Source organism: Streptomyces sp. WI03-4A (genome assembly GCF_033792105.1).
In the GTDB taxonomy this organism is placed as follows: domain Bacteria; phylum Actinomycetota; class Actinomycetes; order Streptomycetales; family Streptomycetaceae; genus Streptomyces; species Streptomyces collinus_A.
In genome coordinates this window covers 70003-93549 of record NZ_JARAUO010000021.1, presented here as the reverse complement: position 1 = coordinate 93549, position 23547 = coordinate 70003, and the positions used below count along the sequence as shown (strand labels likewise).

28 protein-coding genes are annotated in these 23547 nt (G+C 73.4%); 21 read left to right on the top strand and 7 right to left on the bottom strand.

The annotated features are described in order from the left end of the window. The first annotated feature begins 83 nt into the window (after window positions 1-83). The 10 genes from hisD (at window position 84) to PV343_RS21780 (ending at window position 7802) form a co-directional block, all read left to right on the top strand. Window positions 84-1409 (top strand): histidinol dehydrogenase, encoded by a 1326-nt coding sequence (gene hisD, locus PV343_RS21825; protein ID WP_319148638.1) that lies wholly within the window; start codon window positions 84-86, stop codon window positions 1407-1409. After that, entirely contained in the window at window positions 1406-2512 is a 1107-nt protein-coding gene (locus tag PV343_RS21820) for a histidinol-phosphate transaminase (RefSeq protein ID WP_319148637.1), read from the top strand. The genes hisD and PV343_RS21820 overlap by 4 nt, the downstream gene beginning before the upstream one ends. Continuing rightward, entirely contained in the window at window positions 2509-3111 is a 603-nt protein-coding gene (hisB, locus tag PV343_RS21815; protein ID WP_020939449.1) for an imidazoleglycerol-phosphate dehydratase HisB, read from the top strand. Before PV343_RS21820 ends, hisB begins: the two co-directional genes overlap by 4 nt. 4 nt (window positions 3112-3115) lie before the next feature. Further along, a complete protein-coding gene (locus tag PV343_RS21810; protein WP_319148636.1) occupies window positions 3116-3280 on the top strand; it encodes a hypothetical protein in 165 nt (54 codons plus the stop codon). Next, window positions 3271-3918, top strand: a complete 648-nt coding sequence (gene hisH / locus PV343_RS21805) for an imidazole glycerol phosphate synthase subunit HisH (protein WP_387953977.1) — start codon at window positions 3271-3273, stop codon at window positions 3916-3918. Before PV343_RS21810 ends, hisH begins: the two co-directional genes overlap by 10 nt. Before the next feature lie 3 nt (window positions 3919-3921). Next, window positions 3922-4647: a bifunctional 1-(5-phosphoribosyl)-5-((5-phosphoribosylamino)methylideneamino)imidazole-4-carboxamide isomerase/phosphoribosylanthranilate isomerase PriA gene (gene priA / locus PV343_RS21800; protein WP_133922148.1), complete on the top strand. Its 726-nt coding sequence runs from the start codon at window positions 3922-3924 to the stop codon at window positions 4645-4647. Further along, complete coding sequence (locus PV343_RS21795) at window positions 4644-5039, top strand: RidA family protein (RefSeq protein WP_317442817.1); 396 nt, start codon at window positions 4644-4646, stop codon at window positions 5037-5039. The genes priA and PV343_RS21795 overlap by 4 nt, the downstream gene beginning before the upstream one ends. Next, entirely contained in the window at window positions 5036-5791 is a 756-nt protein-coding gene (gene hisF, locus PV343_RS21790; RefSeq protein ID WP_319148634.1) for an imidazole glycerol phosphate synthase subunit HisF, read from the top strand. The genes PV343_RS21795 and hisF overlap by 4 nt, the downstream gene beginning before the upstream one ends. A gap of 155 nt (window positions 5792-5946) precedes the next feature. Beyond that, window positions 5947-6534, top strand: a complete 588-nt coding sequence (locus PV343_RS21785) for an ArsR/SmtB family transcription factor (protein WP_319148633.1) — start codon at window positions 5947-5949, stop codon at window positions 6532-6534. Window positions 6535-6548: 14 nt separating this feature from the next. Next, window positions 6549-7802 carry an MFS transporter gene (locus PV343_RS21780; RefSeq protein WP_319148632.1) on the top strand — a complete coding sequence of 418 codons (1254 nt, stop codon included), beginning with the start codon at window positions 6549-6551 and terminating at the stop codon, window positions 7800-7802. Between the two features lie 3 nt (window positions 7803-7805). Here the strand turns inward: PV343_RS21780 and PV343_RS21775 are convergent, their stop codons facing one another. Beyond that, window positions 7806-8204 (bottom strand): VOC family protein, encoded by a 399-nt coding sequence (locus PV343_RS21775; protein WP_020939441.1) that lies wholly within the window; start codon window positions 8202-8204, stop codon window positions 7806-7808. A 37-nt stretch (window positions 8205-8241) separates the two neighbouring features. Further along, window positions 8242-8877, bottom strand: coding sequence for a TIGR03085 family metal-binding protein (locus PV343_RS21770; RefSeq protein ID WP_317442813.1), 636 nt, complete (start codon window positions 8875-8877; stop codon window positions 8242-8244). A gap of 132 nt (window positions 8878-9009) precedes the next feature. Between PV343_RS21770 and hisI the strand changes: the two genes are divergently transcribed. The 11 genes from hisI to lgt all read left to right on the top strand — a co-directional run bounded on the left by hisI (window position 9010) and on the right by lgt (window position 18020). Then, complete coding sequence (gene hisI / locus PV343_RS21765) at window positions 9010-9417, top strand: phosphoribosyl-AMP cyclohydrolase (RefSeq protein WP_401699453.1); 408 nt, start codon at window positions 9010-9012, stop codon at window positions 9415-9417. Between the two features lie 11 nt (window positions 9418-9428). Further along, window positions 9429-10925 carry an anthranilate synthase component I gene (locus PV343_RS21760; RefSeq protein WP_319148630.1) on the top strand — a complete coding sequence of 499 codons (1497 nt, stop codon included), beginning with the start codon at window positions 9429-9431 and terminating at the stop codon, window positions 10923-10925. Between the two features lie 51 nt (window positions 10926-10976). Further along, complete coding sequence (locus PV343_RS21755) at window positions 10977-11615, top strand: TIGR02234 family membrane protein (RefSeq protein WP_319148629.1); 639 nt, start codon at window positions 10977-10979, stop codon at window positions 11613-11615. A 200-nt stretch (window positions 11616-11815) separates the two neighbouring features. Continuing rightward, a complete protein-coding gene (locus tag PV343_RS21750; protein WP_319148628.1) occupies window positions 11816-12073 on the top strand; it encodes an HGxxPAAW family protein in 258 nt (85 codons plus the stop codon). A 103-nt stretch (window positions 12074-12176) separates the two neighbouring features. Next, complete coding sequence (locus PV343_RS21745) at window positions 12177-12617, top strand: DUF2752 domain-containing protein (RefSeq protein ID WP_319148627.1); 441 nt, start codon at window positions 12177-12179, stop codon at window positions 12615-12617. 136 nt (window positions 12618-12753) lie between these two features. Beyond that, entirely contained in the window at window positions 12754-13563 is an 810-nt protein-coding gene (gene trpC / locus PV343_RS21740; RefSeq protein WP_319148626.1) for an indole-3-glycerol phosphate synthase TrpC, read from the top strand. 16 nt (window positions 13564-13579) lie between these two features. Then, window positions 13580-13813, top strand: coding sequence for a tryptophan biosynthesis modulator TrpM (gene trpM, locus PV343_RS21735; protein WP_319148625.1), 234 nt, complete (start codon window positions 13580-13582; stop codon window positions 13811-13813). 78 nt (window positions 13814-13891) lie between these two features. Then, window positions 13892-15175 (top strand): tryptophan synthase subunit beta, encoded by a 1284-nt coding sequence (gene trpB, locus PV343_RS21730; RefSeq protein WP_319148624.1) that lies wholly within the window; start codon window positions 13892-13894, stop codon window positions 15173-15175. Continuing rightward, the gene (gene trpA / locus PV343_RS21725; RefSeq protein ID WP_319148622.1) at window positions 15172-15990 is read left to right on the top strand and encodes a tryptophan synthase subunit alpha; all 819 of its coding nucleotides are present in this window, start codon (window positions 15172-15174) and stop codon (window positions 15988-15990) included. Before trpB ends, trpA begins: the two co-directional genes overlap by 4 nt. A gap of 127 nt (window positions 15991-16117) precedes the next feature. After that, window positions 16118-16888 carry a DsbA family protein gene (locus PV343_RS21720; protein ID WP_319148621.1) on the top strand — a complete coding sequence of 257 codons (771 nt, stop codon included), beginning with the start codon at window positions 16118-16120 and terminating at the stop codon, window positions 16886-16888. An 85-nt stretch (window positions 16889-16973) separates the two neighbouring features. After that, window positions 16974-18020 carry a prolipoprotein diacylglyceryl transferase gene (gene lgt, locus PV343_RS21715; RefSeq protein WP_319148620.1) on the top strand — a complete coding sequence of 349 codons (1047 nt, stop codon included), beginning with the start codon at window positions 16974-16976 and terminating at the stop codon, window positions 18018-18020. A gap of 63 nt (window positions 18021-18083) precedes the next feature. Here the strand turns inward: lgt and PV343_RS21710 are convergent, their stop codons facing one another. The 5 genes from PV343_RS21710 to PV343_RS21690 are packed head-to-tail and all read right to left on the bottom strand — an operon-like array spanning window position 18084 to window position 23545. After that, on the bottom strand, window positions 18084-18896 hold the full coding sequence (locus PV343_RS21710) for an HpcH/HpaI aldolase/citrate lyase family protein (protein ID WP_319148619.1): 813 nt from the start codon (window positions 18894-18896) through the stop codon (window positions 18084-18086). Continuing rightward, entirely contained in the window at window positions 18893-20113 is a 1221-nt protein-coding gene (locus tag PV343_RS21705) for a CaiB/BaiF CoA transferase family protein (RefSeq protein ID WP_319148618.1), read from the bottom strand. The genes PV343_RS21710 and PV343_RS21705 overlap by 4 nt, the downstream gene beginning before the upstream one ends. Further along, window positions 20110-21003, bottom strand: a complete 894-nt coding sequence (rbsK, locus tag PV343_RS21700; protein ID WP_319148617.1) for a ribokinase — start codon at window positions 21001-21003, stop codon at window positions 20110-20112. Before rbsK ends, PV343_RS21705 begins: the two co-directional genes overlap by 4 nt. Continuing rightward, window positions 21000-22364 carry an ADP-ribosylglycohydrolase family protein gene (locus tag PV343_RS21695; protein ID WP_319148616.1) on the bottom strand — a complete coding sequence of 455 codons (1365 nt, stop codon included), beginning with the start codon at window positions 22362-22364 and terminating at the stop codon, window positions 21000-21002. Before PV343_RS21695 ends, rbsK begins: the two co-directional genes overlap by 4 nt. Beyond that, window positions 22352-23545, bottom strand: coding sequence for an ADP-ribosylglycohydrolase family protein (locus tag PV343_RS21690; protein WP_319148615.1), 1194 nt, complete (start codon window positions 23543-23545; stop codon window positions 22352-22354). Before PV343_RS21690 ends, PV343_RS21695 begins: the two co-directional genes overlap by 13 nt. Between the last annotated feature and the right edge of the window lie 2 nt (window positions 23546-23547).

The window sequence follows — 23547 nt, the reverse complement described above, 5'->3', positions numbered from 1 at the left end:
ATCTTCCGAATTCCGGCCACGTTCTGTATCAGCCATTGATACGCGCGGACGGCTCCCGATGCCGGTCTGAGAGAATTGACCCTGTGATCTCCCGAATCGATCTGCGCGGCGACGCCCTTCCCGAGGGACCCGCCCTGCGCGACCTGCTGCCCCGAGCCGACTTCGACGTTCAGGCCGCCCTGGAGAAGGTGCGCCCGATCTGCGAGGCCGTGCATCATCGTGGCGACGCGGCGCTGATCGACTTCGCCGAGAAATTCGACGGAGTGCGGCTGGAATCGGTGCGGGTGCCCGCCCAGGCGCTCACCGACGCGCTAGCGGCCCTCGACCCGGCCGTGCGCGCGGCCCTGGAGGAGTCCATCCGGCGGGCACGCATGGTCCACCGCGCGCAGCGCCGCACCACGCACACCACCCAGGTCGTGCCCGGCGGCTCCGTGACCGAGAAGTGGGTGCCGGTCGAGCGGGTCGGGCTCTACGCGCCCGGCGGCCGGTCCGTCTACCCCTCGTCCGTGATCATGAACGTGGTGCCGGCCCAGGAGGCCGGGGTGCGCTCCATCGCGCTCGCCTCCCCGGCCCAGGCCGAGTTCGGCGGGCTGCCGCACCCGACGATCCTCGCCGCCTGCGCCCTGCTCGGCGTGGACGAGGTCTACGCGGCCGGCGGCGCCACCGCCGTCGCGATGTTCGCCCACGGCACCGAGTCCTGCCCGCCCGCCAACATGGTCACCGGCCCGGGCAACATCTGGGTGGCCGCCGCCAAGCGCTACTTCACCGGCAAGATCGGCATCGACGCCGAGGCCGGACCCACCGAGATCGCGGTCCTCGCGGACGACACCGCCGACCCGGCGCACGTGGCCGCGGACCTGATCAGCCAGGCCGAGCACGACCCGCTCGCGGCGGCCGTCCTGGTCACCGACTCGGTCGAACTGGCCGACGCCGTGGAGAAGGAGCTGGAGCCGCAGATCGCGGCCACCAAGCACATCGAGGACCGCATCCGCCCCGCCCTCGCGGGCAGGCAGTCCGCGATCGTGCTGGTCGACGGCGTCGAGGAGGGACTGCGGGTGGTCGACGCCTACGGCGCCGAGCACCTGGAGATCCAGACCGCCGACGCCGCGGCGGTCGCCGACCGCGTGCAGAACGCGGGCGCGATCTTCATCGGCCCCTGGGCGCCGGTCTCCCTCGGCGACTACGCGGCCGGCTCCAACCACGTGCTGCCGACCGGCGGCTGCGCCTGCCACTCCTCCGGCCTGTCCGTCCAGTCCTTCCTGCGCGGCATCCACATCGTCGACTACACGAAGGACGCGCTGGCCGACGTCGCGCACCACGTGGTGACGCTCGCGGAGGCGGAGGACCTGCCCGCGCACGGCGCGGCGATCAAGGCTCGTTTCGGCTGGAAGGTTCCGGAAGGCAAGTGACAGGCATCGACGATCTTCCCGTCCGGGACGAGCTGCGCGGCAAGTCCCCCTACGGCGCGCCCCAGCTCGACGTACCCGTACGGCTGAACACCAACGAGAACCCCTACCCGCTGCCCGAGCCGCTGGTCGAGCGGATCACCGAACGGGTCAGGGAGGCCGCCCGCGACCTGAACCGCTACCCGGACCGGGACGCGGTCCAGCTCCGCACCGAGCTGGCCAGGTACCTGACGCGCACCGGGAAGCACCCGATCGGCGTCGAGCAGGTGTGGGCGGCGAACGGCTCCAACGAGGTCATCCAGCAGCTGCTGCAGACCTTCGGCGGCCCCGGCCGCACGGCGATCGGCTTCGAGCCGTCGTACTCCATGCACGCGCTCATCGCGCGCGGCACCGGCACCGGCTGGATCTCCGGCCCGCGCGCCGAGGACTTCACGATCGACCTGGCCGCCGCCGAGCGCGCCATCGCCGAGCACCGCCCGGACGTCGTGTTCATCACCACCCCCAACAACCCCACCGGCAACGCGGTCCCGCCGGAGACGGTCCTCGCGCTGTACGAGGCGGCCCAGGCGGCCAAGCCGTCCATGGTGATCGTGGACGAGGCGTACGTCGAGTTCAGCCACGGCGACTCGCTGCTGCCGCTGCTGGCCGGCCGGCCGCACCTCGTCGTCTCCCGCACCATGTCGAAGGCGTTCGGCGCCGCCGGACTCCGCCTCGGGTACCTCGCCGCCGACCCGGCGGTCGTGGACGCCGTCCAGCTCGTACGGCTGCCGTACCACCTCTCGGCGATCACCCAGGCGACCGCGCTGGCCGCCCTGGAGCACACCGACACGCTGCTGGGGTACGTCGAGCAGCTGAAGTCCGAGCGGGACCGGCTGGTCGCCGAGCTGCGCGCGACCGGCTACGACGTCGTCGAGTCCGACGCCAACTTCGTGCAGTTCGGCCGGTTCGACGACACCCACGGGGCCTGGCAGAAGATCCTCGACCGGGGCGTCCTGGTCCGGGACAACGGCGTACCGGGGTGGCTGCGGGTGTCCGCCGGCACCCCGGCGGAGAACGACGCGTTCCTCGACGCGGTACGGGACTTGAAGAAGGAGCTTGAGGCATGACTCGCGATGTCCGCGTCGGACGAATCGAGCGCACCACCAAGGAGACCTCGGTCCTGGTCGAGATAGACCTCGACGGCACCGGGCGGACCGACATCAAGACCGGTGTCGGCTTCTACGACCACATGCTCGACCAGCTCGGCCGGCACGGCCTGTTCGACCTGACCGTGAAGACCGACGGCGACCTGCACATCGACTCCCACCACACCATCGAGGACACCGCCCTCGCGCTCGGCGCCGCCTTCAAGCAGGCGCTCGGCGACAAGGTGGGGATCTACCGCTTCGGCAACTGCACCGTCCCGCTGGACGAGTCCCTCGCTCAGGTCACCGTCGACCTGTCCGGCCGCCCCTATCTCGTGCACACCGAGCCCGAGAACATGGCGCCGATGATCGGCGAGTACGACACCACCATGACCCGGCACATCCTGGAGTCCTTCGTCGCCCAGGCCCAGGTCGCGCTGCACGTCCACGTGCCGTACGGCCGCAACGCGCACCACATCGTGGAGTGCCAGTTCAAGGCGCTCGCCCGGGCGCTCCGCTACGCCAGCGAGCGCGACCCGCGCGCGGCCGGCATCCTCCCGTCCACGAAGGGCGCGCTGTAAATCCATGAACGGTCTCTCGACCCTCCTGATCGTCGTCGGCCTCTTCCTCGTCGGCGGCATCATCTCCTTCGTCAAGCAGAAGATGCCCGCGAGCCTCGTCGTGCTGCTCTCGATCGGCGCGGCCATGTGCCTCGTGGCCGGTGTCATGCGGCTGGAGGTGTGGAATTGAGCGCTTCGAAGAAGGTGGTCGTCTTCGACTACGGCTTCGGCAACGTCCGGTCCGCCGAGCGCGCCCTCGCGCGCGTGGGCGCCGACGTGGAGATCACCCGTGACTTCGACAGGGCGATGAACGCCGACGGCCTGCTGGTGCCCGGCGTCGGCGCCTTCGCGGCCTGCATGCAGGGGCTGCGCGCCGCCCGCGGCGACTGGGTCGTCGACCGGCGGCTGTCCGGCGGCCGCCCGGTGATGGGCATCTGCGTCGGCATGCAGATCCTGTTCGCCCGCGGCATCGAGCACGGCGTGGAGGCCGAGGGCCTGGACGAGTGGCCCGGCACGGTCGCGCCGCTCAAGGCCGACGTCGTCCCGCACATGGGCTGGAACACCGTGACTGCCCCGGCCGACTCCCAGCTTTTCGCGGGCCTCGACGCGGACGCCCGCTTCTACTTCGTGCACTCCTACGCGGTCCACGACTGGTCCCTGGAGACGCACAACCCGCTGATCGAGAGCCCCAAGGTCACCTGGTCGACGCACGGCGAGCCGTTCGTGGCCGCCGTGGAGAACGGCGCCCTGTGGGCCACCCAGTTCCACCCCGAGAAGTCCGGCGACGCCGGCGCCCAGCTCCTCACCAACTGGATCGGAACCCTGTAGACCATGGCCAAGCTCGAACTCCTCCCCGCCGTCGACGTACGTGACGGCCAGGCCGTCCGCCTCGTGCACGGCGAGTCCGGGACCGAGACGTCCTACGGCTCCCCGCTGGAGGCCGCCCTCGCCTGGCAGCGCTCCGGTGCCGAGTGGCTGCACCTGGTCGACCTCGACGCCGCCTTCGGCACGGGCGACAACCGGGAGCTGATCGCCGAGGTCGCCAGGGCGATGGACATCAAGGTGGAGCTGTCCGGCGGCATCCGCGACGACGACACCCTCGCCGCGGCCCTCGCCACCGGCTGCACCCGGGTGAACCTCGGCACCGCGGCCCTGGAGACCCCCGAGTGGGTCGCCAAGGTCATCGCCGAGCACGGCGACAAGATCGCCGTCGGCCTCGACGTGCGCGGCACCACCCTGCGCGGCCGCGGCTGGACCCGCGACGGCGGCGACCTCTACGAGACGCTGGCGCGCCTCGACAAGGAGGGTTGCGCCCGCTACGTGGTCACCGACATCGCCAAGGACGGCACCCTCCAGGGCCCGAACCTGGAGCTGCTGCGCAACGTCTGCGCGGCCACGGACCGGCCGGTCGTGGCGTCCGGCGGCGTGTCGTCGCTGGACGACCTCCGCGCGATCGCCGAGCTGGTACCCCTCGGTGTCGAGGGCTCCATCGTCGGGAAGGCCCTGTACGCGAAGGCGTTCACCCTGGAAGAGGCCTTGGAGGCGGTGGCCGAGTGAGCGACGTCCGACGCGTGTCGACCGGCGCGCCCTGGGAGGAGCAGTTCGGCTACTCCCGCGCGGTGGAGCTGCCGAACGGCCTGGTCCTGGTCTCGGGCTGCACGTCCATCGTGGACGGGCAGATCGCGGGGGGCGGCCCGTACGAGCAGGCGGTCAATGCGTTCAAGGTCGCCCTGGCGGCGCTCGGGCAGCTGGGGCTCGGCCGTGACGACGTCGTCCGCACGCGCATGTACCTCACGCACGCCCGTGACGTGGACGATGTCGGCCGCGCCCACAAGGAGCTGTTCGACGCCGTCCGGCCCGCCGCATCCATGATCATTGTCTCCGGCTTCGTGGACCCCAGCCTGGTCGTCGAGGTCGAGGTGGAGGCGTTCCGAGGAGTGACGGCATGACCCTGGCCATCCGAGTCATCCCCTGCCTGGACGTGGACAACGGCCGGGTCGTCAAGGGCGTCAACTTCCAGAACCTGCGCGACGCGGGCGACCCCGTCGAGATGGCCAAGGTGTACGACGCCGAAGGCGCCGACGAGCTGACGTTCCTGGACATCACCGCGTCCTCGGGCAACCGGGAGACGACCTACGACGTGGTGCGCCGCACCGCCGAGCAGGTGTTCATCCCGCTGACCGTCGGCGGCGGCGTCCGCACGGCCGAGGACGTGGACCGGCTGCTGCGGGCCGGCGCCGACAAGGTCGGCGTGAACACGGCGGCCATCGCCCGCCCCGACCTGATCCGCGAGATCGCCGAGCGGTTCGGCCGGCAGGTGCTGGTGCTGTCGGTGGACGCCCGCCGCAGCGAGTCCGGCTCCTTCGAGGTGACCACCCACGGCGGCCGCAGGGGCACCGGCATCGACGCCGTCGAGTGGGCGCACCGCGCCGCCGAACTGGGCGCCGGGGAGATCCTGCTGAACTCCATGGACGCCGACGGCACCAAGGACGGCTACGACCTGGAGATGATCGCGGCCGTCCGCAAGCACGTCACCGTCCCGGTGATCGCCTCCGGCGGCGCGGGCCGGCTGGCCGACTTCCCGCCGGCCGTCGACGCGGGCGCGGACGCCGTCCTGGCCGCCTCCGTCTTCCACTTCGGCGACCTGCGGATCGGCGAGGTGAAGCAGACGCTGCGGGAGGCGGGTCATCCGGTGCGGTGACGACCCGCTGAGACCAGGGCCCCGGCCGCCCCGCGAGGGCGCCGGGGCCTTCTCGTGCCCGGACATAGGAGAGAGGCGAAAGAGGAGGAGGACGCGAAAGAGAAGTTGCGCAATATCTGTTGTGCAATTTTTCTTTCGCATCTAGGGTCGTGGGCATGGCAAGCAGAGAACAGCGGCAGATCACGGATCTGGGCACCCTCAAGGCACTGGCCCACCCCCTGCGTATGAAGCTCTACCGGCTGCTGTTCGCCGCCGAGGCCGCCACCGCGTCCCAACTCGCCGAACAGGTCGACGAAGCGGTCTCCCTCGTCAGCTACCACCTGCGCAAGCTCGCCGAGCACGGCCTCGTCGAGGAGGCCGAACCGCGCAGCGCCGACGCCCGGGAGCGCTGGTGGCAGCCGGCCACCCAGGGCGTCTCCATCCGCGACCGGGACTTCCGGGACGCGCCCGAGAAGGCCGCGGCCCACGTCGCCGCCTCCCGGCTCTTCCAGGAACAGCGCTCCGAGATGTACCGCACCTACCTCGACCAGCGCGCGGCCTGGGGCCGCGAGTGGAACGAGGCGTCCTCCGACTCCGAGTCGCTGCTGCGCCTCACCCCCGCCGAACTCGCAGAGATGAAGCGCGAACTGCTCGACGTGATCAAGAGGTACGACGAGCTCGCCCGTGACCGCGAGGCCGCGGGCGACGGCCAGAGGCGCGAGCACGTCGCGCTGCATGTGTACGGCTTCCCGTTCCGCGTCTGAGAAGGGCACCTCCCGTGACCGACATCCTCATACCCCCGGCCCCCGCCGCCGAGGACCGCCCCGCCCACCGCGACCCGAACGTGCTGCGCTGGCTCGGCGCCTACACCTCCTCGATGCTGGGCGACAGCATCTACTACATCGCCCTGTCCTGGGCCGCCGTCCAGGCCGGCACCCCCGCCGAGGCCGGCGTCGTGATGTCGGTCAGCGCGCTGCCGAGGGCCGTGCTCATGCTCGGCGGGGGAGTGCTGGCCGACCGGCTCGGCCCGCGCCGCGTCGTCATCGGCAGCGACGCCGTGCGCTGCGCCGCCGTCCTCGCGGTGGCCGCCCTGCTGTTCGTCACCAGCCCCGGACTGTGGCCGCTCGCCCTGCTGGCCTTCCTCTTCGGCACCGTCGACGCCGTGTTCATGCCCGCCGTCGGCGCCCTGCCGGCCAGGATCACCGGCAAGCCGCAGCTCGCCCGGGTGCAGGGCATGCGCGGCCTCGCGATCCGGTTCGCCGGCGTCGTCGGGGCACCGCTCGGCGGCCTCGGCGTGGCGGTCGGCGGCGCGGCCGCCGCCTTCGCGCTCGCCGGACTGCTCATCGCGGTCTCGGTGCCCCTGCTGTACTCCGTCCGGGTCAGGGACCTTCCCGAGGACGACCGGCGGGACGGCCGGGAGACGAGCGCCTGGCGGGACCTCAGGGCCGGCCTCGCCTACGTCCGCCGCCACCGCGTCCTGGCCCCGCTGATGATCACCATCGCCCTCGGCGACTTCGGCTTCGTCGGCCCGCTCAACGTCGGCCTCACCCTGCTCGCCGACCAGCGTGGCTGGGGCGCCTCGGGCATGGGCTCGGTGCTCGCCGCGTTCGGCGTCGGCGCGGGCGCCGCCTCGCTGCTGCTCACCGTCCGGGGACGGCTGCCGCGCGCCGGACTGGTCGCCGCCTGCGCCATCCTCGCGGGCTCGGTCGCCATCGGCGCCCTCGCCTACGCGCCCAGCCTCGCCGCGGCCGTCGGCACGGCCCTGCTCATCGGACTGCTCGCCGGACTCAGCGGCGCCATGTGCGGGGCCCTGCTGCAGACCCAGGCCGACCCCGCCCGCCTCGGCCGGGTCACCGCCGTCTCCAGCCTGGTCAGCCTCGGCCTCGCCCCGCTGAGCATGCCCTTCGCGGCCGCCGCCATCGGCGCCTGGGGACTCGGCCCGGTGTTCGTGGTCAGCGCCGTCGTCTGCGGTCTCGGCGGAGTCGTCGCCCTGTGCGTCCCCGCCCTGCGCCGCGCCGAACTGCCGCGCTGAGACTCAGCCGATCGGCTGGGTCAACTGGACCAGGTTGCCGACCGTGTCGTCGAACACCGCAGCCAGCACAGGGCCCTGCTCCTGCGGAGGATGCGTGAACCGGACGCCGAGCCCGCGCAGCCGGTCGTACTCCGCGCGCAGGTCGTCCACCGAGAAGACGATGCACGGGAGCCCCGCCTCGTACAGGCCCTTGCGGTACGGCTCCGCGAGGGGACCCTCGCCGGGCTCCAGCAGCAGCTGCAGGTCCGGCTGGGCGCCCTCGGGTGCTCCGACCGTGACGAACAGCGTGCCGCCGCCCAGATCCATGTGCAGCCGGGTCTCGAACCCCAGCACCCCCGTGTAGAAGGCGTGCGCGGTGGCCACGTCGTCCACGAACACACTGGTCATCGCCACCTTGATCATGGCGGGTCCTCTCTCGCGGGTGCCCGGTGGCCCGGACTCAGATGCCCAGTTGCCTGGACTCGTGCAGCCGGGTGATCGCGTCCTCCTCGCCGTCCAGCTCCACCTTGGCCGCGCTCTGCCGGCCGAAGACGAACATCAGCAGCTCCGACGCCTCCCCGGTCGCCGTGACCACCGGCGTGCCGCGGTGCGCGACCGCCGTCTGGCCGTCCGGGCGGCGCAGCACCAGACCGGTCGGCACACCCCGGCCCACCAGCCGTGCCGTGCGCTCCAGACGTGACCACAGCGCGTCCTGGAACACGGCGTCCAGCTCGCGCGGGCTCCAGTCCGGCTGGGCGCGCCGGACGTCCTCGGTATGGACGTAGAACTCGACGATGTTGGCCGCCTCGTCGATCTGCTTGAGCTGGAAGGGCGAGAAGCGCGGCGGACCGGTACGGATCAGCTGGATCAGCTCCTGGTACGGCTTGGCCGCGTACTCGGCCTGCACCTTCTCCAGACGCGAGGCCAGTGGCTTGATCAGCGCACCTCCCGCCGCGTCCGGCCGGCGCTCGCGCACCACCACGTGCGCGGCCAGGTCCCGGGTCCGCCAGCCCTCGCAGAGGGTCTCGGCGTCCGGTCCGACGGTTTCCAAGAGGTCGGCGAGCAGGAGCCGTTCACGCTTGGCGAAGGTCGACATGCCGTCAGCCTACGACCCCGTACCGCGTCCGCCCAGCGGGCACCGTCCTTCCGGTGCCCCCGGCGACCCCGCACCGGCCGCGGCGGTCCGCCTCGTGGACACGGACCGTCACCGACCCTGCCGCGCGGCACAATGGCACCCATGACCAGTTCGACCACACCCCGGCCCAGCGGCCTCGACCCGGAGATCGCCGCGCGCCTCAAGCGCAGCGCCGACGGACTCCTGCCCGCCATCGCCCAGCAGTACGACACCGGCGAGGTGCTGATGCTCGGCTGGATGGACGACGAGGCGCTGCACCGCACGCTCACCACCGGCCGCTGCACCTACTGGTCGCGCAGTCGCCGGGAGTACTGGGTCAAGGGCGACACCTCGGGCCACTTCCAGTGGGTGAAGTCCGTCGCCCTGGACTGCGACGCCGACACCGTGCTGGTCAAGGTCGACCAGGTGGGCGCCGCCTGCCACACCGGCGCGCGCACCTGCTTCGACGAGGACGTGCTCCTCAAGGACGCCGGTTCCGGCGCCCCGGGCACGGATCAGTAGGGTCGGCCGCCATGGACCTCGAGACCTTCCGCAAGCTCGCCACCGACCGGCGCGTCATCCCGGTCACGCGCAAGCTCCTCGCCGACGGCGACACCCCGGTCGCGCTCTATCGCAAGCTCGCCGCCGAACGCCCCGGCACCTTCCTGCTGGAGTCCGCGGAGAACGGCCGCTCCTGGTCCCGCTACTCCTTCGTGGGCGTCCGCAGCGCCGCCATGCTCACCGCGCGGGACGGACAGGCCCACTGGCTCGGCACCCCGCCCGTCGGCGTCCCGGCCGAGGGCGACCCGCTGGCCGCCCTGCGGGCGACCATCCAGACCCTGCACACCCCGCACCAGGAGGGCATGCCGCCCTTCACCGGCGGCATGGTCGGCTACCTCGGCTACGACATCGTCCGCCGCCTGGAGAAGATCGGCCCCGGCGAGCACGACGACCTGCGACTGCCCGAGCTGACCATGCTCCTCACCAGCGACCTCGCCGTCATGGACCACTGGGAGGGCTCGGTCCTGCTGATCGCCAACGCGATCAACCACAACGACCTCGACACCGGCGTCGACGAGGCCCACGCGGACGCGGTGGCCCGCCTGGACGCCATGGAGGCGGACCTCGCGCGCCCGGTCGCCCAGCCGCCCGCCGTCCTGCCCCCCTCCGAACTGCCGGCGTACACCGCCCGCTGGGGCGGCCCCGACTTCCAGCGGGCCGTCGAGGACGTCAAGGAGCGCATCCGCGCGGGCGAGGCCTTCCAGGTCGTCCCCTCGCAGCGCTTCGAGACGCCGTGCACGGCGAGCGCGCTGGACGTGTACCGGGTGCTGCGGGCCACCAACCCCTCCCCGTACATGTACCTGTTCCGGTTCCCCCTCGGGGACGGAGGTGCCTTCGACGTCGTCGGCTCGTCCCCCGAGGCGCTGGTCAAGGTCGAGGACGGGCGCGCGATGGTCCACCCCATCGCCGGCACCCGGCACCGCGGTGCCACCCCGCAGGAGGACCAGGCGCTCGCCGAGGAACTGCTCGCCGACCCCAAGGAGCGCGCCGAGCACCTGATGCTCGTCGACCTCGGCCGCAACGACCTCGGCCGGGTCTGCGAGCCCGGCTCGGTGGAGGTCGTGGACTTCATGTCCGTCGAGCGCTACTCGCACGTCATGCACATCGTGTCGACCGTCACCGGCAAGGTCGCCGAGGGACGTACGGCGTTCGACGTGCTGACCGCCTGCTTCCCGGCGGGCACCCTCTCCGGCGCCCCCAAGCCGCGCGCCATGCAGATCATCGACGAGCTCGAGCCCTCCCGGCGCGGTCTGTACGGCGGCTGCGTCGGCTACCTCGACTTCGCCGGCGACTCCGACACCGCCATCGCGATCCGCACCGCCCTGCTCCGCGACGGCACCGCCTACGTCCAGGCGGGCGCGGGCATCGTCGCTGATTCCGACCCCGTCGCCGAGGACCAGGAGTGCCGCAACAAGGCCGCCGCGGTGCTGCGCGCGGTGCACACCGCCAACCGGCTCGGCCGGGCCTGAGCGTACCTGTGACGAACCCCGGGTGACGGTTCGCCCGGGGTTCAGGCGATAGTGGAGTACGTGACAGCCGTACCTCACCCCCGTTCCGAAGCCGCCGCACCCGCCCGGTCCGGCCGGCGGAGCCTCGCCGTGGCCCTGCTGTGCGGTGCCCTCGGCGCGGCCGTGACGCTGCTCGCGACCCGGCAGCGCTGGTCGGAGGGCACCGCCACGGTGGCCGGCGGCGCGTTCCCGCTGACCGCCAAGGGCAGCGACGTCACCGGCGTCCCCGCGGCTCTCGCCATAGTCGGTCTCGCCGCCCTCGTCGCCGTCTTCGCCGTCCGCGGGGCCGGCCGCGTCGCCGTCGCCGCCCTGCTCACGCTCTCCGGCGCCGGCATCGCCGCCGCCTCCCTCGCCGGCGCCTCCGACGGCTCCTCGCTCGACGAGAAGGCCGCGCAGGCCACCGGCGACACCTCGGCAACGGTCGCCGCCCTCGGCCACACCGGCTGGCCGTACGTCGCGGTCGCCGGCGGCGTCCTGATCCTGCTCGCCGGGCTCCTCGCCCTGCGCTTCGGAAGGACCTGGCCCGCCATGTCCGGCCGCTACGAGCGCGGCACCGACCGGCCCCGGCGCACGGCCCGCCCGGTGGACCCGGAGCGCCCCGAGGAGATCTGGAAGGCCCTCGACCGCGGCGAGGACCCGACCGGCCCCTGAGCCGCGTCCCGCACCGCCGCCGGAGCCGCGTCCCGCACCGCCGCCGGATGTGGCGAACCAGACGTCACCCCCGCGTCCGGCGGACACCCGCGTACGGGACAATGGTCGGTGAGCGTCCGGCTCGGACAGGGACGGGCGGACCCGGACACGTACACGTACGACGCGAACTTCGTCACGTACACAGCAACGAGGAGCAAGTCATGGCGGGCAGCAGCCACGGTCACACCCCGGCCGCCTGGACCGGTGTCATCATCGCCTTCATCGGTTTCTGCGTCGCGGGCGCCTTCATGGTGATGGCCCAGCCGCTCGGCTTCTGGGCCGGCATGGTGATCATCGCTCTGGGCGGTGTCGTCGGCGCCGTCATGCGTGCCATGGGCCTCGGCCAGCCGAAGCAGACGCACACGCTCGCGCACACGGCCCCGGCCCCGGTCCGCGAGCCCGCCGGCGCCGAGGGCTGAGCACCCGGCTTCCCGCGCCTTCCCGTGAGGGGCGGCCCCGACCGGTGACGGTCCGGGCCGCCCCTCGCGCGCGTGCGGCGGGCGCGCGGGGCACAATGCCAGCGTGACCGCCGACAGCCGCACCGCACCACGCACCACCCCGCCCCCGGCGCTGTGGAACCGGCTCGCCGTCCCGGCCGGCCTCCTGGCGGCCGTCGCCGGGGCCTTCGCGTACGTCGGCGCCGTCGACCCCAACCAGCCCGGCCACTACCCGGTGTGCCCCCTGTACCGGCTCACCGGCCTGTACTGCCCCGGCTGCGGCGGACTGCGCAGCGCGCACGCCTTCGTCCACGGCGACCTCGTCACCGCGCTGCACGACAACGCGGCGGGCGTGGCCGCCTACCTCGGCTTCGCGGTGCTGTGGACCGTCTGGGTGGTCCGCGCCGCGCGCGGCCGGGCGGTGCGGTTCGAGCCAGGGCGCGCCCGGATGTGGGCGGTCGGCGCGTTGCTGCTGGTCTTCACGGTCGTGCGCAACCTGCCGTCCGGCGGCTGGCTGCACCCGTGACCGCCCGCGGGGACGTCCAGGTCGTGGGACCGCTATAGCTCGGATGCAGGGCCTTCGTGGACCTCCGGATACCATCGCATTGACCACGGGTTTTCGAGAGCCCGAAGGAACGACCGTCTGGAAGGGGGCCGCTCGCGTGAGTGTGCTCGACGAGATCATCGACGGAGTCCGTGCCGACCTCGCGGAGCGGCAGGCACGCGTCACCCTCGACGAGCTCAAGGAGCGTGCCGCCAAGGCCCGCCCCGCCAAGGACGGAGTGGCCGCGCTCAAGGGCGACGGCGTCAAGGTCATCTGCGAGGTCAAGCGCTCCAGCCCCTCCAAGGGCGCGCTGGCCGCGATCGCCGATCCGGCCGGGCTCGCCGCCGACTACGAGGCGGGCGGCGCCGCCGTCATCTCGGTGCTGACCGAACAGCGCCGCTTCGGTGGCTCGCTGGCCGACCTGGAGGCCGTCCGTGCCCGCGTGGACATCCCGGTCCTGCGCAAGGACTTCATCGTCACGTCGTACCAGCTCTGGGAGGCCCGGGCGTACGGCGCCGACCTCGCGCTGCTCATCGTCGCCGCCCTGGACCAGCCGGCCCTGGAGTCGCTGATCGAGCGCGCGGTCTCCATCGGCCTCACCCCGCTGGTCGAGGTGCACGACGAGGACGAGGTCGAGCGCGCGGTGGACGCCGGCGCCCGGATCGTCGGCGTCAACGCCCGCAACCTGAAGACGCTGGAGGTCGACCGCGGCACGTTCGAGCGCGTCGCCCCGGAGATCCCCGACCACATCGTCAAGGTCGCCGAGTCCGGCGTGCGCGGGCCGCACGACCTCATCGCCTACGCCAACGCGGGCGCCGACGCGGTCCTGGTGGGCGAGTCCCTCGTCACCGGGCGGGACCCGAAGGCGGCCGTCTCCGACCTGGTCGCGGCGGGCGAGCACCCCGCGCTGCGGCACGGCCGCGGCTGAGCGAGGGACGACCACGATGACCCCGACCGCACCCCGCACGGCCACGGACCGGTACGCGCGCCTGGCGCGCGGCTGCCGGCCCCGTGGCTGCCGCGCGCCCGCCCGCAGGGTGCACGGCCGCCGGGTGCGGTACGTCATCGGTGACGAGCCCGGGCAGGTCAACGGCATGCGATGGCAGCGGCGCCCCTACGGGGGCGCGGGGCTGTGCCCGGACGCGCGGCCGCGCCGCGTGGCCGCGAGCCGCCACTGACGGCCCGCGGCCGGACGATCACCCCGCCCCCACGGCGAACCGTGTCCTTCCCACACACACTCACCGTGAGGTTTCCGCATGCCCAGCGAGTTCTTCATCCCTGACCCCAGCGGCCAGGTGCCCAGCGCCGAGGGCTACTTCGGCGCGTTCGGCGGCAAGTTCATCCCGGAGGCACTCGTCGCCGCCGTGGACGAGGTCGCCGTCGAGTACGAGAAGGCCAAGGCCGACCCCGAGTTCGCCCGCGAGCTCGACGACCTGCTCGTCCACTACACCGGCCGCCCCAGCTCCCTCACCGAGGTGCCGAGGTTCGCCGAACACGCCGGCGGCGCCCGGGTGTTCCTCAAGCGCGAGGACCTGAACCACACCGGCTCCCACAAGATCAACAACGTGCTCGGCCAGGCTCTGCTCACCCGGCGGATGGGCAAGACCCGCGTCATCGCCGAGACCGGAGCGGGCCAGCACGGCGTCGCGACGGCCACCGCCTGCGCCCTGTTCGGCCTCGACTGCACCATCTACATGGGCGAGATCGACACGCAGCGCCAGGCCCTGAACGTGGCCCGCATGCGCATGCTGGGCGCCGAGGTCGTCGCCGTGAAGTCCGGCAGCCGCACCCTCAAGGACGCCATCAACGAGGCGTTCCGGGACTGGGTCGCCAACGTCGACCGCACCCACTACCTGTTCGGCACGGTCGCGGGGCCGCACCCGTTCCCGGCCATGGTCCGCGACTTCCACCGGGTCATCGGGGTCGAGGCGCGGCGCCAGGTCCTGGAGCGGACCGGCCGTCTGCCCGACGCCGCCGTCGCCTGCGTGGGCGGCGGCTCCAACGCCATCGGCCTCTTCCACGCCTTCATCCCCGACGAGGGCGTCCGCCTGATCGGCTGCGAGCCGGCCGGGCACGGCGTGGAGACCGGCGAGCACGCGGCCACCCTGACCGCGGGCGAGCCCGGCATCCTGCACGGCTCCCGCTCCTACGTCCTGCAGGACGAGGAGGGCCAGATCACCGAGCCGTACTCCATCTCGGCCGGCCTGGACTACCCGGGCGTCGGCCCGGAGCACTCGTACCTGCGCGACAGCGGCCGCGGCGAGTACCGCGCGGTCACCGACGACGCCGCCATGCAGGCGCTGCGCCTGCTGTCCCGCACCGAGGGCATCATTCCGGCCATCGAGAGCGCCCACGCCCTCGCCGGCGCCCTGGAGGTCGGCCGGGAGCTGGGCAGGGACGGGCTGATCGTCGTCAACCTGTCCGGCCGTGGCGACAAGGACATGGACACCGCGGCCCGCTACTTCGGCCTCTACGACACCGACGCCGAGGTGGCCGCCAACGAAGCCGACACCGCCGAGATCGAGGGGGACGCCAAGTGAGCGGGAACGTGCAGCTGCTGACCGACACCCTCGCCGCCGCCAAGGCGGAGGGGCGGGCGGCGCTCATCGCCTACCTCCCGGCCGGGTTCCCGACCGTGGACGGTGGCATCGAGGCCGTCAAGGCCGTCTTCGACGGCGGCGCCGACGTCGTCGAGGTCGGTCTGCCGCACAGCGACCCGGTCCTGGACGGCCCCGTCATCCAGACCGCCGACGACATCGCCCTGCGCGGCGGGGTCAAGATCGCGGACGTCATGCGCACGGTCCGCGAGGCCCACGGGGCGACCGGCAAGCCGGTGCTCGTGATGACGTACTGGAACCCCATCGACCGCTACGGCGTCGAGCGCTTCACCGCCGAGCTGGCCGAGGCGGGCGGCGCGGGCTGCATCCTGCCCGACCTGCCGGTCCAGGAGTCGGCCCTGTGGCGTGAGCACGCCGAGAAGCACGGTCTCGCCACCGTCTTCGTGGTCGCCCCCAGCAGCAAGGACGGGCGGCTCGCCGAGATCACCGCGGCGGGCAGCGGCTTCGTCTACGCGGCCTCGCTGATGGGCGTCACCGGCACCCGCGAGTCGGTCGGCGCGCAGGCCCACGACCTGGTCGAGCGCACCCGGGCCACCGGCACGGGACTGCCCGTCTGCGTCGGCCTCGGCGTCTCCAACGCCGTCCAGGCCGCCGAGGTCGCCGGCTTCGCCGACGGCGTCATCGTCGGCTCGGCGTTCGTCAAGCGGATGCTGGACGCCCCGGACCACGCCTCCGGTCTCGACGGCGTCCGCGAGCTCGCCGGCGACCTGGCGAAGGGCGTGCGTGGGCGGGCGTAAGCGCCCGTAGACGGCTTTAGGCGCTCTAAGGTGCCCGTAGTCGTTCACAACGGAAGATTCGGTCACTCGAACGAGTGGACCTCGGTCCGGGGAGGCGCGCTGCGCCTCCCCGGTTCGTTCCTGGGATGTGAGCGAGAAGAACCGTGACGGAAAGCGCACCGCCCGCGAGCGGCTGGCGGTCGAGCGTGAGAAGCAGAAGTCCGCGGAGAAGCGACGGCGCACGCTGATCGTCGGCGCGAGCGTCGTCTGCGTCCTCGGGCTCGCGGCGGTGATCGGCGTGGTCGCCGCGAACGCGGGCAAGAACAAGAGCGGCAGCGCGGGCCCGGTCGTGGCGCCCTCCGGCGCCCAGGGCAAGGACAGCCTCGCGGTCCCGGTCGGCAAGGACGGCGCCAAGGCGACGCTCACGGTATGGGAGGACTTCCGCTGCCCGGCCTGCCAGTCCTTCGAGACCATGTACCGGCCCACGCTCCACGAGCTGACCGACGCGGGCAAGCTCCGGATCGAGTACCACCTGGTCCGGCTGATCGACGGCAACCTCGGCGGCACCGGCTCGCTGCGCGCGGCCAACGCGGCGGCCTGCGCCCAGGACGCCGGGAAGTTCCGCGACTACCACGACGTGCTGTACGCGAACCAGCCCAAGGAGACCGACGACGCCTTCGCGGACAACGCCAAGCTGATCGCGCTGGCCGGCAAGGTGAACGGCCTCGACACGCCCGCGTTCCGCGCCTGCGTGAAGAACGGCACCCACGACAACTGGGTGAACAAGTCCCACAAGGCCTTCGGCGCCGGCGGCTTCTCCAGCACGCCCACGGTCCTGCTCGACGGCAAGAACATCTACCAGGACCAGACGCTGACCCCGGCGAAGCTCAAGGAGATGGTGGAAGCGGCCAACCGGTAAGGGGGTTTTCTCACGTCCCCGTTACGGACCCGTTGCCGGTCCGCCTGCCGTCCGGGCGGCCCGGCACGGTAGCGTCGACCTTGCCATGGAACTTGCCTACATTCCCAGCCCGTCGCACGGGGTGCTGTACCTCGGCCCCATTCCGCTGCGCGGCTACGCCTTCTGCATCATCATCGGCGTCTTCGTCGCCGTCTGGCTCGGCAACAAGCGCTGGATCGCCCGGGGCGGGCGGGCCGGCACGGTCGCCGACATCGCCGTCTGGGCGGTGCCCTTCGGCCTGGTGGGCGGCCGGCTCTACCACGTGATCACGGACTACGAGCTGTACTTCAGCGAGGGCCGTGACTGGGTGGACGCCTTCAAGGTGTGGCAGGGCGGCCTCGGCATCTGGGGGGCGGTCGCGCTGGGCGCGGTCGGCGCGTGGATCGGCGCCCGGCGCCGGGGCATCCCGCTGCCCGCCTACGCCGACGCCGTCGCCCCCGGCATCGCCTTCGCCCAGGCCATCGGCCGCTGGGGCAACTGGTTCAACCAGGAACTGTACGGACGCGAGACGCACGTTCCGTGGGCGCTGCACATCACGTCCTCCGAGGGCGGCCGGGTGCCGGGCTACTACCACCCGACCTTCCTCTACGAGTCCCTCTGGTGCATCGGCGTCGCCGTCCTGGTCATCTGGGCCGACCGCCGCTTCCGGATGGGACACGGCCGGGCGTTCGCGCTGTACGTCGCCGCGTACTGCGTGGGCCGCGGCTGGATCGAGTACATGCGGGTGGACGACGCCCACCACATCCTGGGCCTGCGCCTCAACGACTGGACCGCGCTGATCGTCTTCCTGCTCGCGGTGGTCTACATCGTGGTCTCGGCGAAGAAGCGGCCGGGCCGGGAAGCGGTGGTCGAGCCGGGAGCCGCCGCGGACGCCTCCGGCGACGCGGCCGACGGCACCGGGACGGCTGCCGAGGGCGACGACCGGACCGGCGCCGAGGAGTCGGCCGCCGCCGCGAAGACCGGCGACAAGCCCGGCGACAAGGCGGGGGACCAGGGCGCCGCGAAGGACCCGGACGGTGCCGGGGACGACGCCGCGGCCGAGGCGGAGCCCGCCGCGGCGGCGGACGAGGCGGAGTCGGCCAAGAAGGGCTGAGGCCCGGCCGTACGACAGCGAAGGGCGCCCCGGAGAGCCGGGGCGCCCTTCGTCGTGCCGGGGTCAGCGCCGGCGCGCCAGCGCCAGCGTCCGCCGGGCCGCCGCCACCACCGCCGCGTCCACGAAGCGGCCGTCGGGCAGCGCCTGGGCGCCCTCGGTGGTGGCCGCCGCCTTGATGACCGTCTCCGCCTGCTCGATCTCCGCCGCGGTGGGCAGATAGGCCCGTTCGATCACCGGCAGCTGCCGGGGGTGGATGGCCGCGCGGCCGAGGAAGCCGAGGGCACGGCCCCGGGCGCAGGACGCGGCGAGCGCGTCCAGGTCGCGGATGTCCGGGTGGACCGACTGCGGCGGCGGGGGCAGCCCCGCCGCACGCGCGGCGACGATCACCCGGGAGCGCGGCCAGTCCAGCCCGGCGTCGGCCCGGACCCCCAGGTCGGCGCGGAGGTCCGCCTCCCCGAGCGAGATGCCCCGCAGGGACGGGTGGGCGCCCGCGATGGCGTAGGCGTGTTCGATGGCGAGCGCCGACTCCAGCAGGGCGTACAGCGGCAGCGGGGTGTCCACGGCGACCTGCCTGACCTGCCGCGGAGAGGCCACCTTGGGCAGCCGCAGCCCGGACACCCCCGGCAGCGTGGCCAGCGCCGCGAGGTCGGCGGCCGCCCAGGGGCCGTCCGGGGCGTTGACGCGGACGTGCACCGGCACCGGCTGGGCCTCGCCGAGGCGCTCGGCCGTCGCGGCGCGCGCGTACTCCTTGCGGTCCGGGTCGACCGCGTCCTCCAGGTCGATCACCACCACGTCGGCGCCCGCGGCCAGCGCCTTGGCCACCACGTGCGGGCGGTCACCGGGGACGTAGAGCCAGGTGAGCGGGAACGGCGTCACAGGGCGCCCTCCTCGCGCAGGGCGCGCAGCTCGGCCGGGGTGAGACCGAGCTCCGTGAGCACGGCGTCCGTGTCGGCGCCGTGCGGCCGGCCGGCCCAGCGGATCGCGCCGGGGGTCGAGGAGAGCCGGAAGAGGACGTTCTGCATGCGCAGCGGGCCCAGTTCGGGGTCGTCGACGGTGGTGATCGTGTCCAGCGCCCGGTACTGGGGGTCCGTCACCACGTCCCGTACGTCCTGGACCGGGGCGACGGCCGCCTCCGCCTTCTCGAAGGCGGCCAGCACCTCGTCACGGGTGCGGGAGGCGATCCAGGAGCCCACCGCCTCGTCCAGGACGTCGGCGTGCGCCGCGCGGTCCACGCCCGTGGCGAACCAGGGCTCCTCGATCAGCTCCGGCCGGCCCACCAGCCGCATCACCCGTTCCGCCACCGACTGGGCCGAGGTGGAGACGGCGACCCAGTGCCCGTCGGCGGTGCGGTAGGTGTTGCGCGGGGCGTTGTTCGCGGACCGGTTGCCGGTGCGTTCCTGGACGTGGCCGAGCTGGTCGTACCAGGTGGGGTGGGGTCCGAGGACCGCCAGGATCGGCTCGATGATCGCCATGTCCACGACCTGCCCGGCGCCGGTGCGCTCGCGCGCGGCCAGGGCCGTCAGCACGGCGTACGCGGTCGCCAGGCCCGCGACCGAGTCGGCGAGCCCGAACGGCGGGAGCGTCGGTGGCGCGTCCGGTTCGCCGGTCAGGGCGGCGAATCCGCTCATCGCCTCGGCGAGGGTGCCGAAGCCGGGCCGGTGCGCGTACGGGCCGAACTGGCCGAAGGCGGTGACCCGGGTGAGGACGAGCCGCGGGTTGGCGGCGGACAGCTCCGCCCATCCCAGGTCCCACTTCTCCAGGGTGCCCGGGCGGAAGTTCTCGATCAGTACGTCGGCGGTGGCGGCGAGCCGCAGCAGGGTCGCGCGGCCGCCGGGCCTGGACAGGTCGAGGGTGACGGCGCGCTTGTTGCGGCCGAGCACCTTCCACCAGAGGCCGACGCCGTCCCTGGCCGGGCCGTGCCCTCGGGACGGGTCGGGCCGGCGCGGGTGCTCCACCTTGATCACCTCGGCGCCGTAGTCGCCGAGCAGGGTGGCGGCCATGGGCCCGGCGAAGAGGGTGGCCAGGTCCAGGACCCGCAGGCCGGCCAGGGGCTGTGGGTCGTTCACGGGCGGGTGCGTGGCGGTCGTCGTCATGCGGTGTACTGCGCCTCGATCTGCTGGCGGTACGGCATCGACGCCGTGGCCCCCGCCCGCTGCACGGACAGGGCGGCCGCGGCGGCGGCCCAGGACAGTGCCTCGCGCACCGGTTTCTCCTCGGCGAGGGCCACGGCGAGCGCGCCGACGAAGGTGTCGCCGGCCCCCGTGGAGTCCACCGCCTGCACCCGCGGGGCGGGCACCACCAGCGGCTCGGTGCCGCGGGCCAGGTACAGGCTGCCGGTGGCGCCTAGGGTGACCACGACCTCCGGGACCAGGTCGAGCAGGGCGGCGGCCGCCTCCCGCGGGTCGGTCCGGCCGGTGAGGGTGACCGCCTCGTACTCGTTGGGGACCAGCAGGTCGGTGGCGGCGAGGAGTTCGGGCGCCAGCGGCTGGGCGGGGGCGGGGGTGAGGATCGTGCGGACCCCGTGCCGGCGGGCCGCCGCCGCGCCCGCGATGACCGCGGCCTGCGGGATCTCCAGCTGGAGCAGCAGGGCGTCGGCGGTGGCGATCACGCCCTCGTCGCCGGGCGACAGGTGGTCCACGGTGCCGTTCGCGCCCGGGACGACGACGATGGAGTTGCCGCCCTCGTCGTCCACCACGATGTGGGCGGTGCCGGAAGGGCCCTCGACCGTGCGCAGGAAGTCGGTGTCCACCCCCGAGTGTTCGAGGGTGTCGCGCAGCCGCACGCCGAAGCCGTCGTTGCCGACTGCGCCGATCATCGACACCGTGGCGCCGGCCCGGGCCGCGGCGATCGCCTGGTTCGCGCCCTTGCCGCCGGGGATGGTGCGGAACTGCCGTCCCGTCACCGTCTCGCCGCGCTGCGGGGCCTTGTCGACGTAGGCGACGAGATCCATGTTCATGCTGCCGAGGACCGCGATGTGGGTCATGAGCGGGTCGCCTCCAGGTGTGTGAGGTGGGCGAGGGTGTCGAAGCCGGTGCCGTCGAAGTCGGCGACCGAGGTGGCGAGCCGGTTCTTCAGCGGGGTCCGCCAGCGGTCCGGGAGCGCGCCCGGGTCCCCGGCCAGGAGTCCGGCGACGCTGCCTGCGGTGGCCCCGTTGGAGTCGGTGTCCCAGCCGCCGGAGACGGCGCGGCAGACGGAACCGGTGAAGTCGCCGTCCGCGTGGGCGAGGGCGGCGGCGATCAGGGCGGTGTTGGGCACGGCGTGGACCCAGTGGTGGGTGGCGGCGTGACGGGCGTGCAGGGCGTCGACGACGTCGTCGAAGTCCCGGTGCTGCGCGGCCAGGTCGAGGGCCTCGTCGACCGCCCGAGCCAGCCGGGAGCCGGCCGGGACCACCGCGCGTCCGGTGCGCAGACAGGCGTGGACGTCGGGGGCCCCGCCGGCCGCGGCGGCCAGCGTGGCGGCCGTGAACATCGCCGCGTACACGCCGTTGGCGGTGTGCGTGAGGACGGCGTCCCGGTGGGCCTGCTCGGCGGCGGCCGCGGCGTCGCCGGGGTTGGTCCAGCCGTGCACGTCGGCGCGGATCAGCGCGCCGATCCACTCGCGGAACGGGTTGCGGTGGCGGGCGGTGAGCGGAGGTTCGATGCCGCTGAGGAGGTTGCGGAAGGCGACGCGTTCGGCCGTGAAGGCGCGGCCCGGCGGCAGTTCGTCCAGCCAGAGCCCGGCCACGTCCGCGGTGGTGAAGGCCCGCCCGTGGCGCTGGAGCAGGAGCAGGTTGAGCAACGGGTAGTTGAGGTCGTCGTCCTCGGGCATGCCGTCGATGTTCTCGGCGAGCGAGGTACCGGCGGAGCGGCGGTTCCACGGATGGGCGGCGAGCAGTTCCCCCGGGACGCCCCGCGCGGTGAACCAGGTGCTCAGCGGCCAGTTGCCGGTGGACCGGGCCAGGGCGCGGATGGCCTCCAGGGGCAGCTTCTCCACGGGTTTGCCGAGCAGGCAGCCGGCGGCCCGGCCCAGCCACGACGCCTCCAGGGCCGGCGGGGCGGTGGCCGCTCGGGCCGGGGGCCGCGGGGGCCACTCGGGGCACCGGGCCCTGATCCGCTCCAGGTCGGTCGGCTCGTCCTCGGCCAGCGCGCTGGGCAGATCGGCGAGTTCGTCCAGGAGGTCCTCGGCGAGCAGCCGCAGGTAGCGCGAGGCCCGCTGCGGGGAGGCCCCGGCCCGCTCCGGCGCGTCCAGGCCGCCGGCCGCGCGCCACCTGGCCTCGATCCTGGACGGTTCCCGGCCGTCCAGGCGGGCCTGGCGCAGCTCGTGGCCCACCAGGTCCTCCGGCTGCACCCAGGTCAGTCGGAGCATGCCGCGCCTCCCAGTTCCGTGAAGGCCCGCTCGTGCGCCCGGCGGTGGTCCACGTCCCGGGCGAAGATCTCCCGGGCGACCCCGGTGAGGGTGCGGGCGGGTTCCCACAGGTCGAGGCGGCTGGCCTCGGCCACCGTCTTGGACCACTCCTCGGGGACCGGCGCGCCCAGGGCGCCGGCGAGGGCGCCCGCCATCGTGGCGGTCGAGTCGCAGTCGCGGCCGTAGTTGACCGAGCCCAGGACCGCCTGCCGGAAGTCGCCGCCGGAGACCAGCAGCATCCCCAGGGCGACGGGAAGTTCCTCGATGGAGTGCAGCCGGGAGGGGCGGCGGGCGCCGAGCGAGGGGGCGCGGTAGTCGGGGCCGACCGTGTCGTAGGGGGCCACCGCCTCCCGCAGCGGGACCAGGGCCGACTCGAAGTCGCCGTGTGCGCGGGCCGCCTCGCATACCTTCTCGATCGCCGCGCGGGTGCCGTCCTTCGCCAGGCACAGGCAGGCGGACACCACCGAGTCCGGGGTCGCGCCCGGTGTGGCGGCGGCGGCGACCGCAGCGGCGAACACCCCGGCGGCCTCCCTGCCGTACGACGACTGGTGCGCGCCCGCGACGTCCAGCGCCTCGGCGTACGCCCGGGCCGGGTCGGCCGCGTTGACCAGGCCGACGGGGGCCATGTACATCGCGGCCCCGCAGTTGACGATGTTGCCGACGCCCGCCTCCCGTGGGTCGGCGTGGCCGTACGCCAGCCGCGCCACGAGCCATTTCTCGGCGAGGAACAGGCGCTGGAGCGGCAGCGCCTCCGCCTCCAGCTCGGGGATCCAGCGCGGGTTCGTCATCAGGTCGGGGACCAGGTGGTCGGCGATCGCGTACGCGTCGAGGTGGTCGCGGACGCGGGCGTAGACCCGGACCAGCGCGTGGGTCATCAGGGTGTCGTCGGTGACGTGGCCGTCGCCCTTGTGGTACGGGGCGATCGGGCGGGCGGTGCGCCAGTCGTCGCCGTGCCAGGGGCCCACGACGCCGTGCACGCGGCCGCCGTGGCGGTCGGTGATCTGGTCGGGGGAGTATCCCTCGACGGGGCCGCCCAGCGCGTCCCCGACGGCGGCCCCGACCAGCGCCGCGGTGATCCGCTCGTCGAGACCGCTCTGCCGCGGCGGGCACGGAACGCTGCTTTCTGCTCCTTTGGGCGTCATGC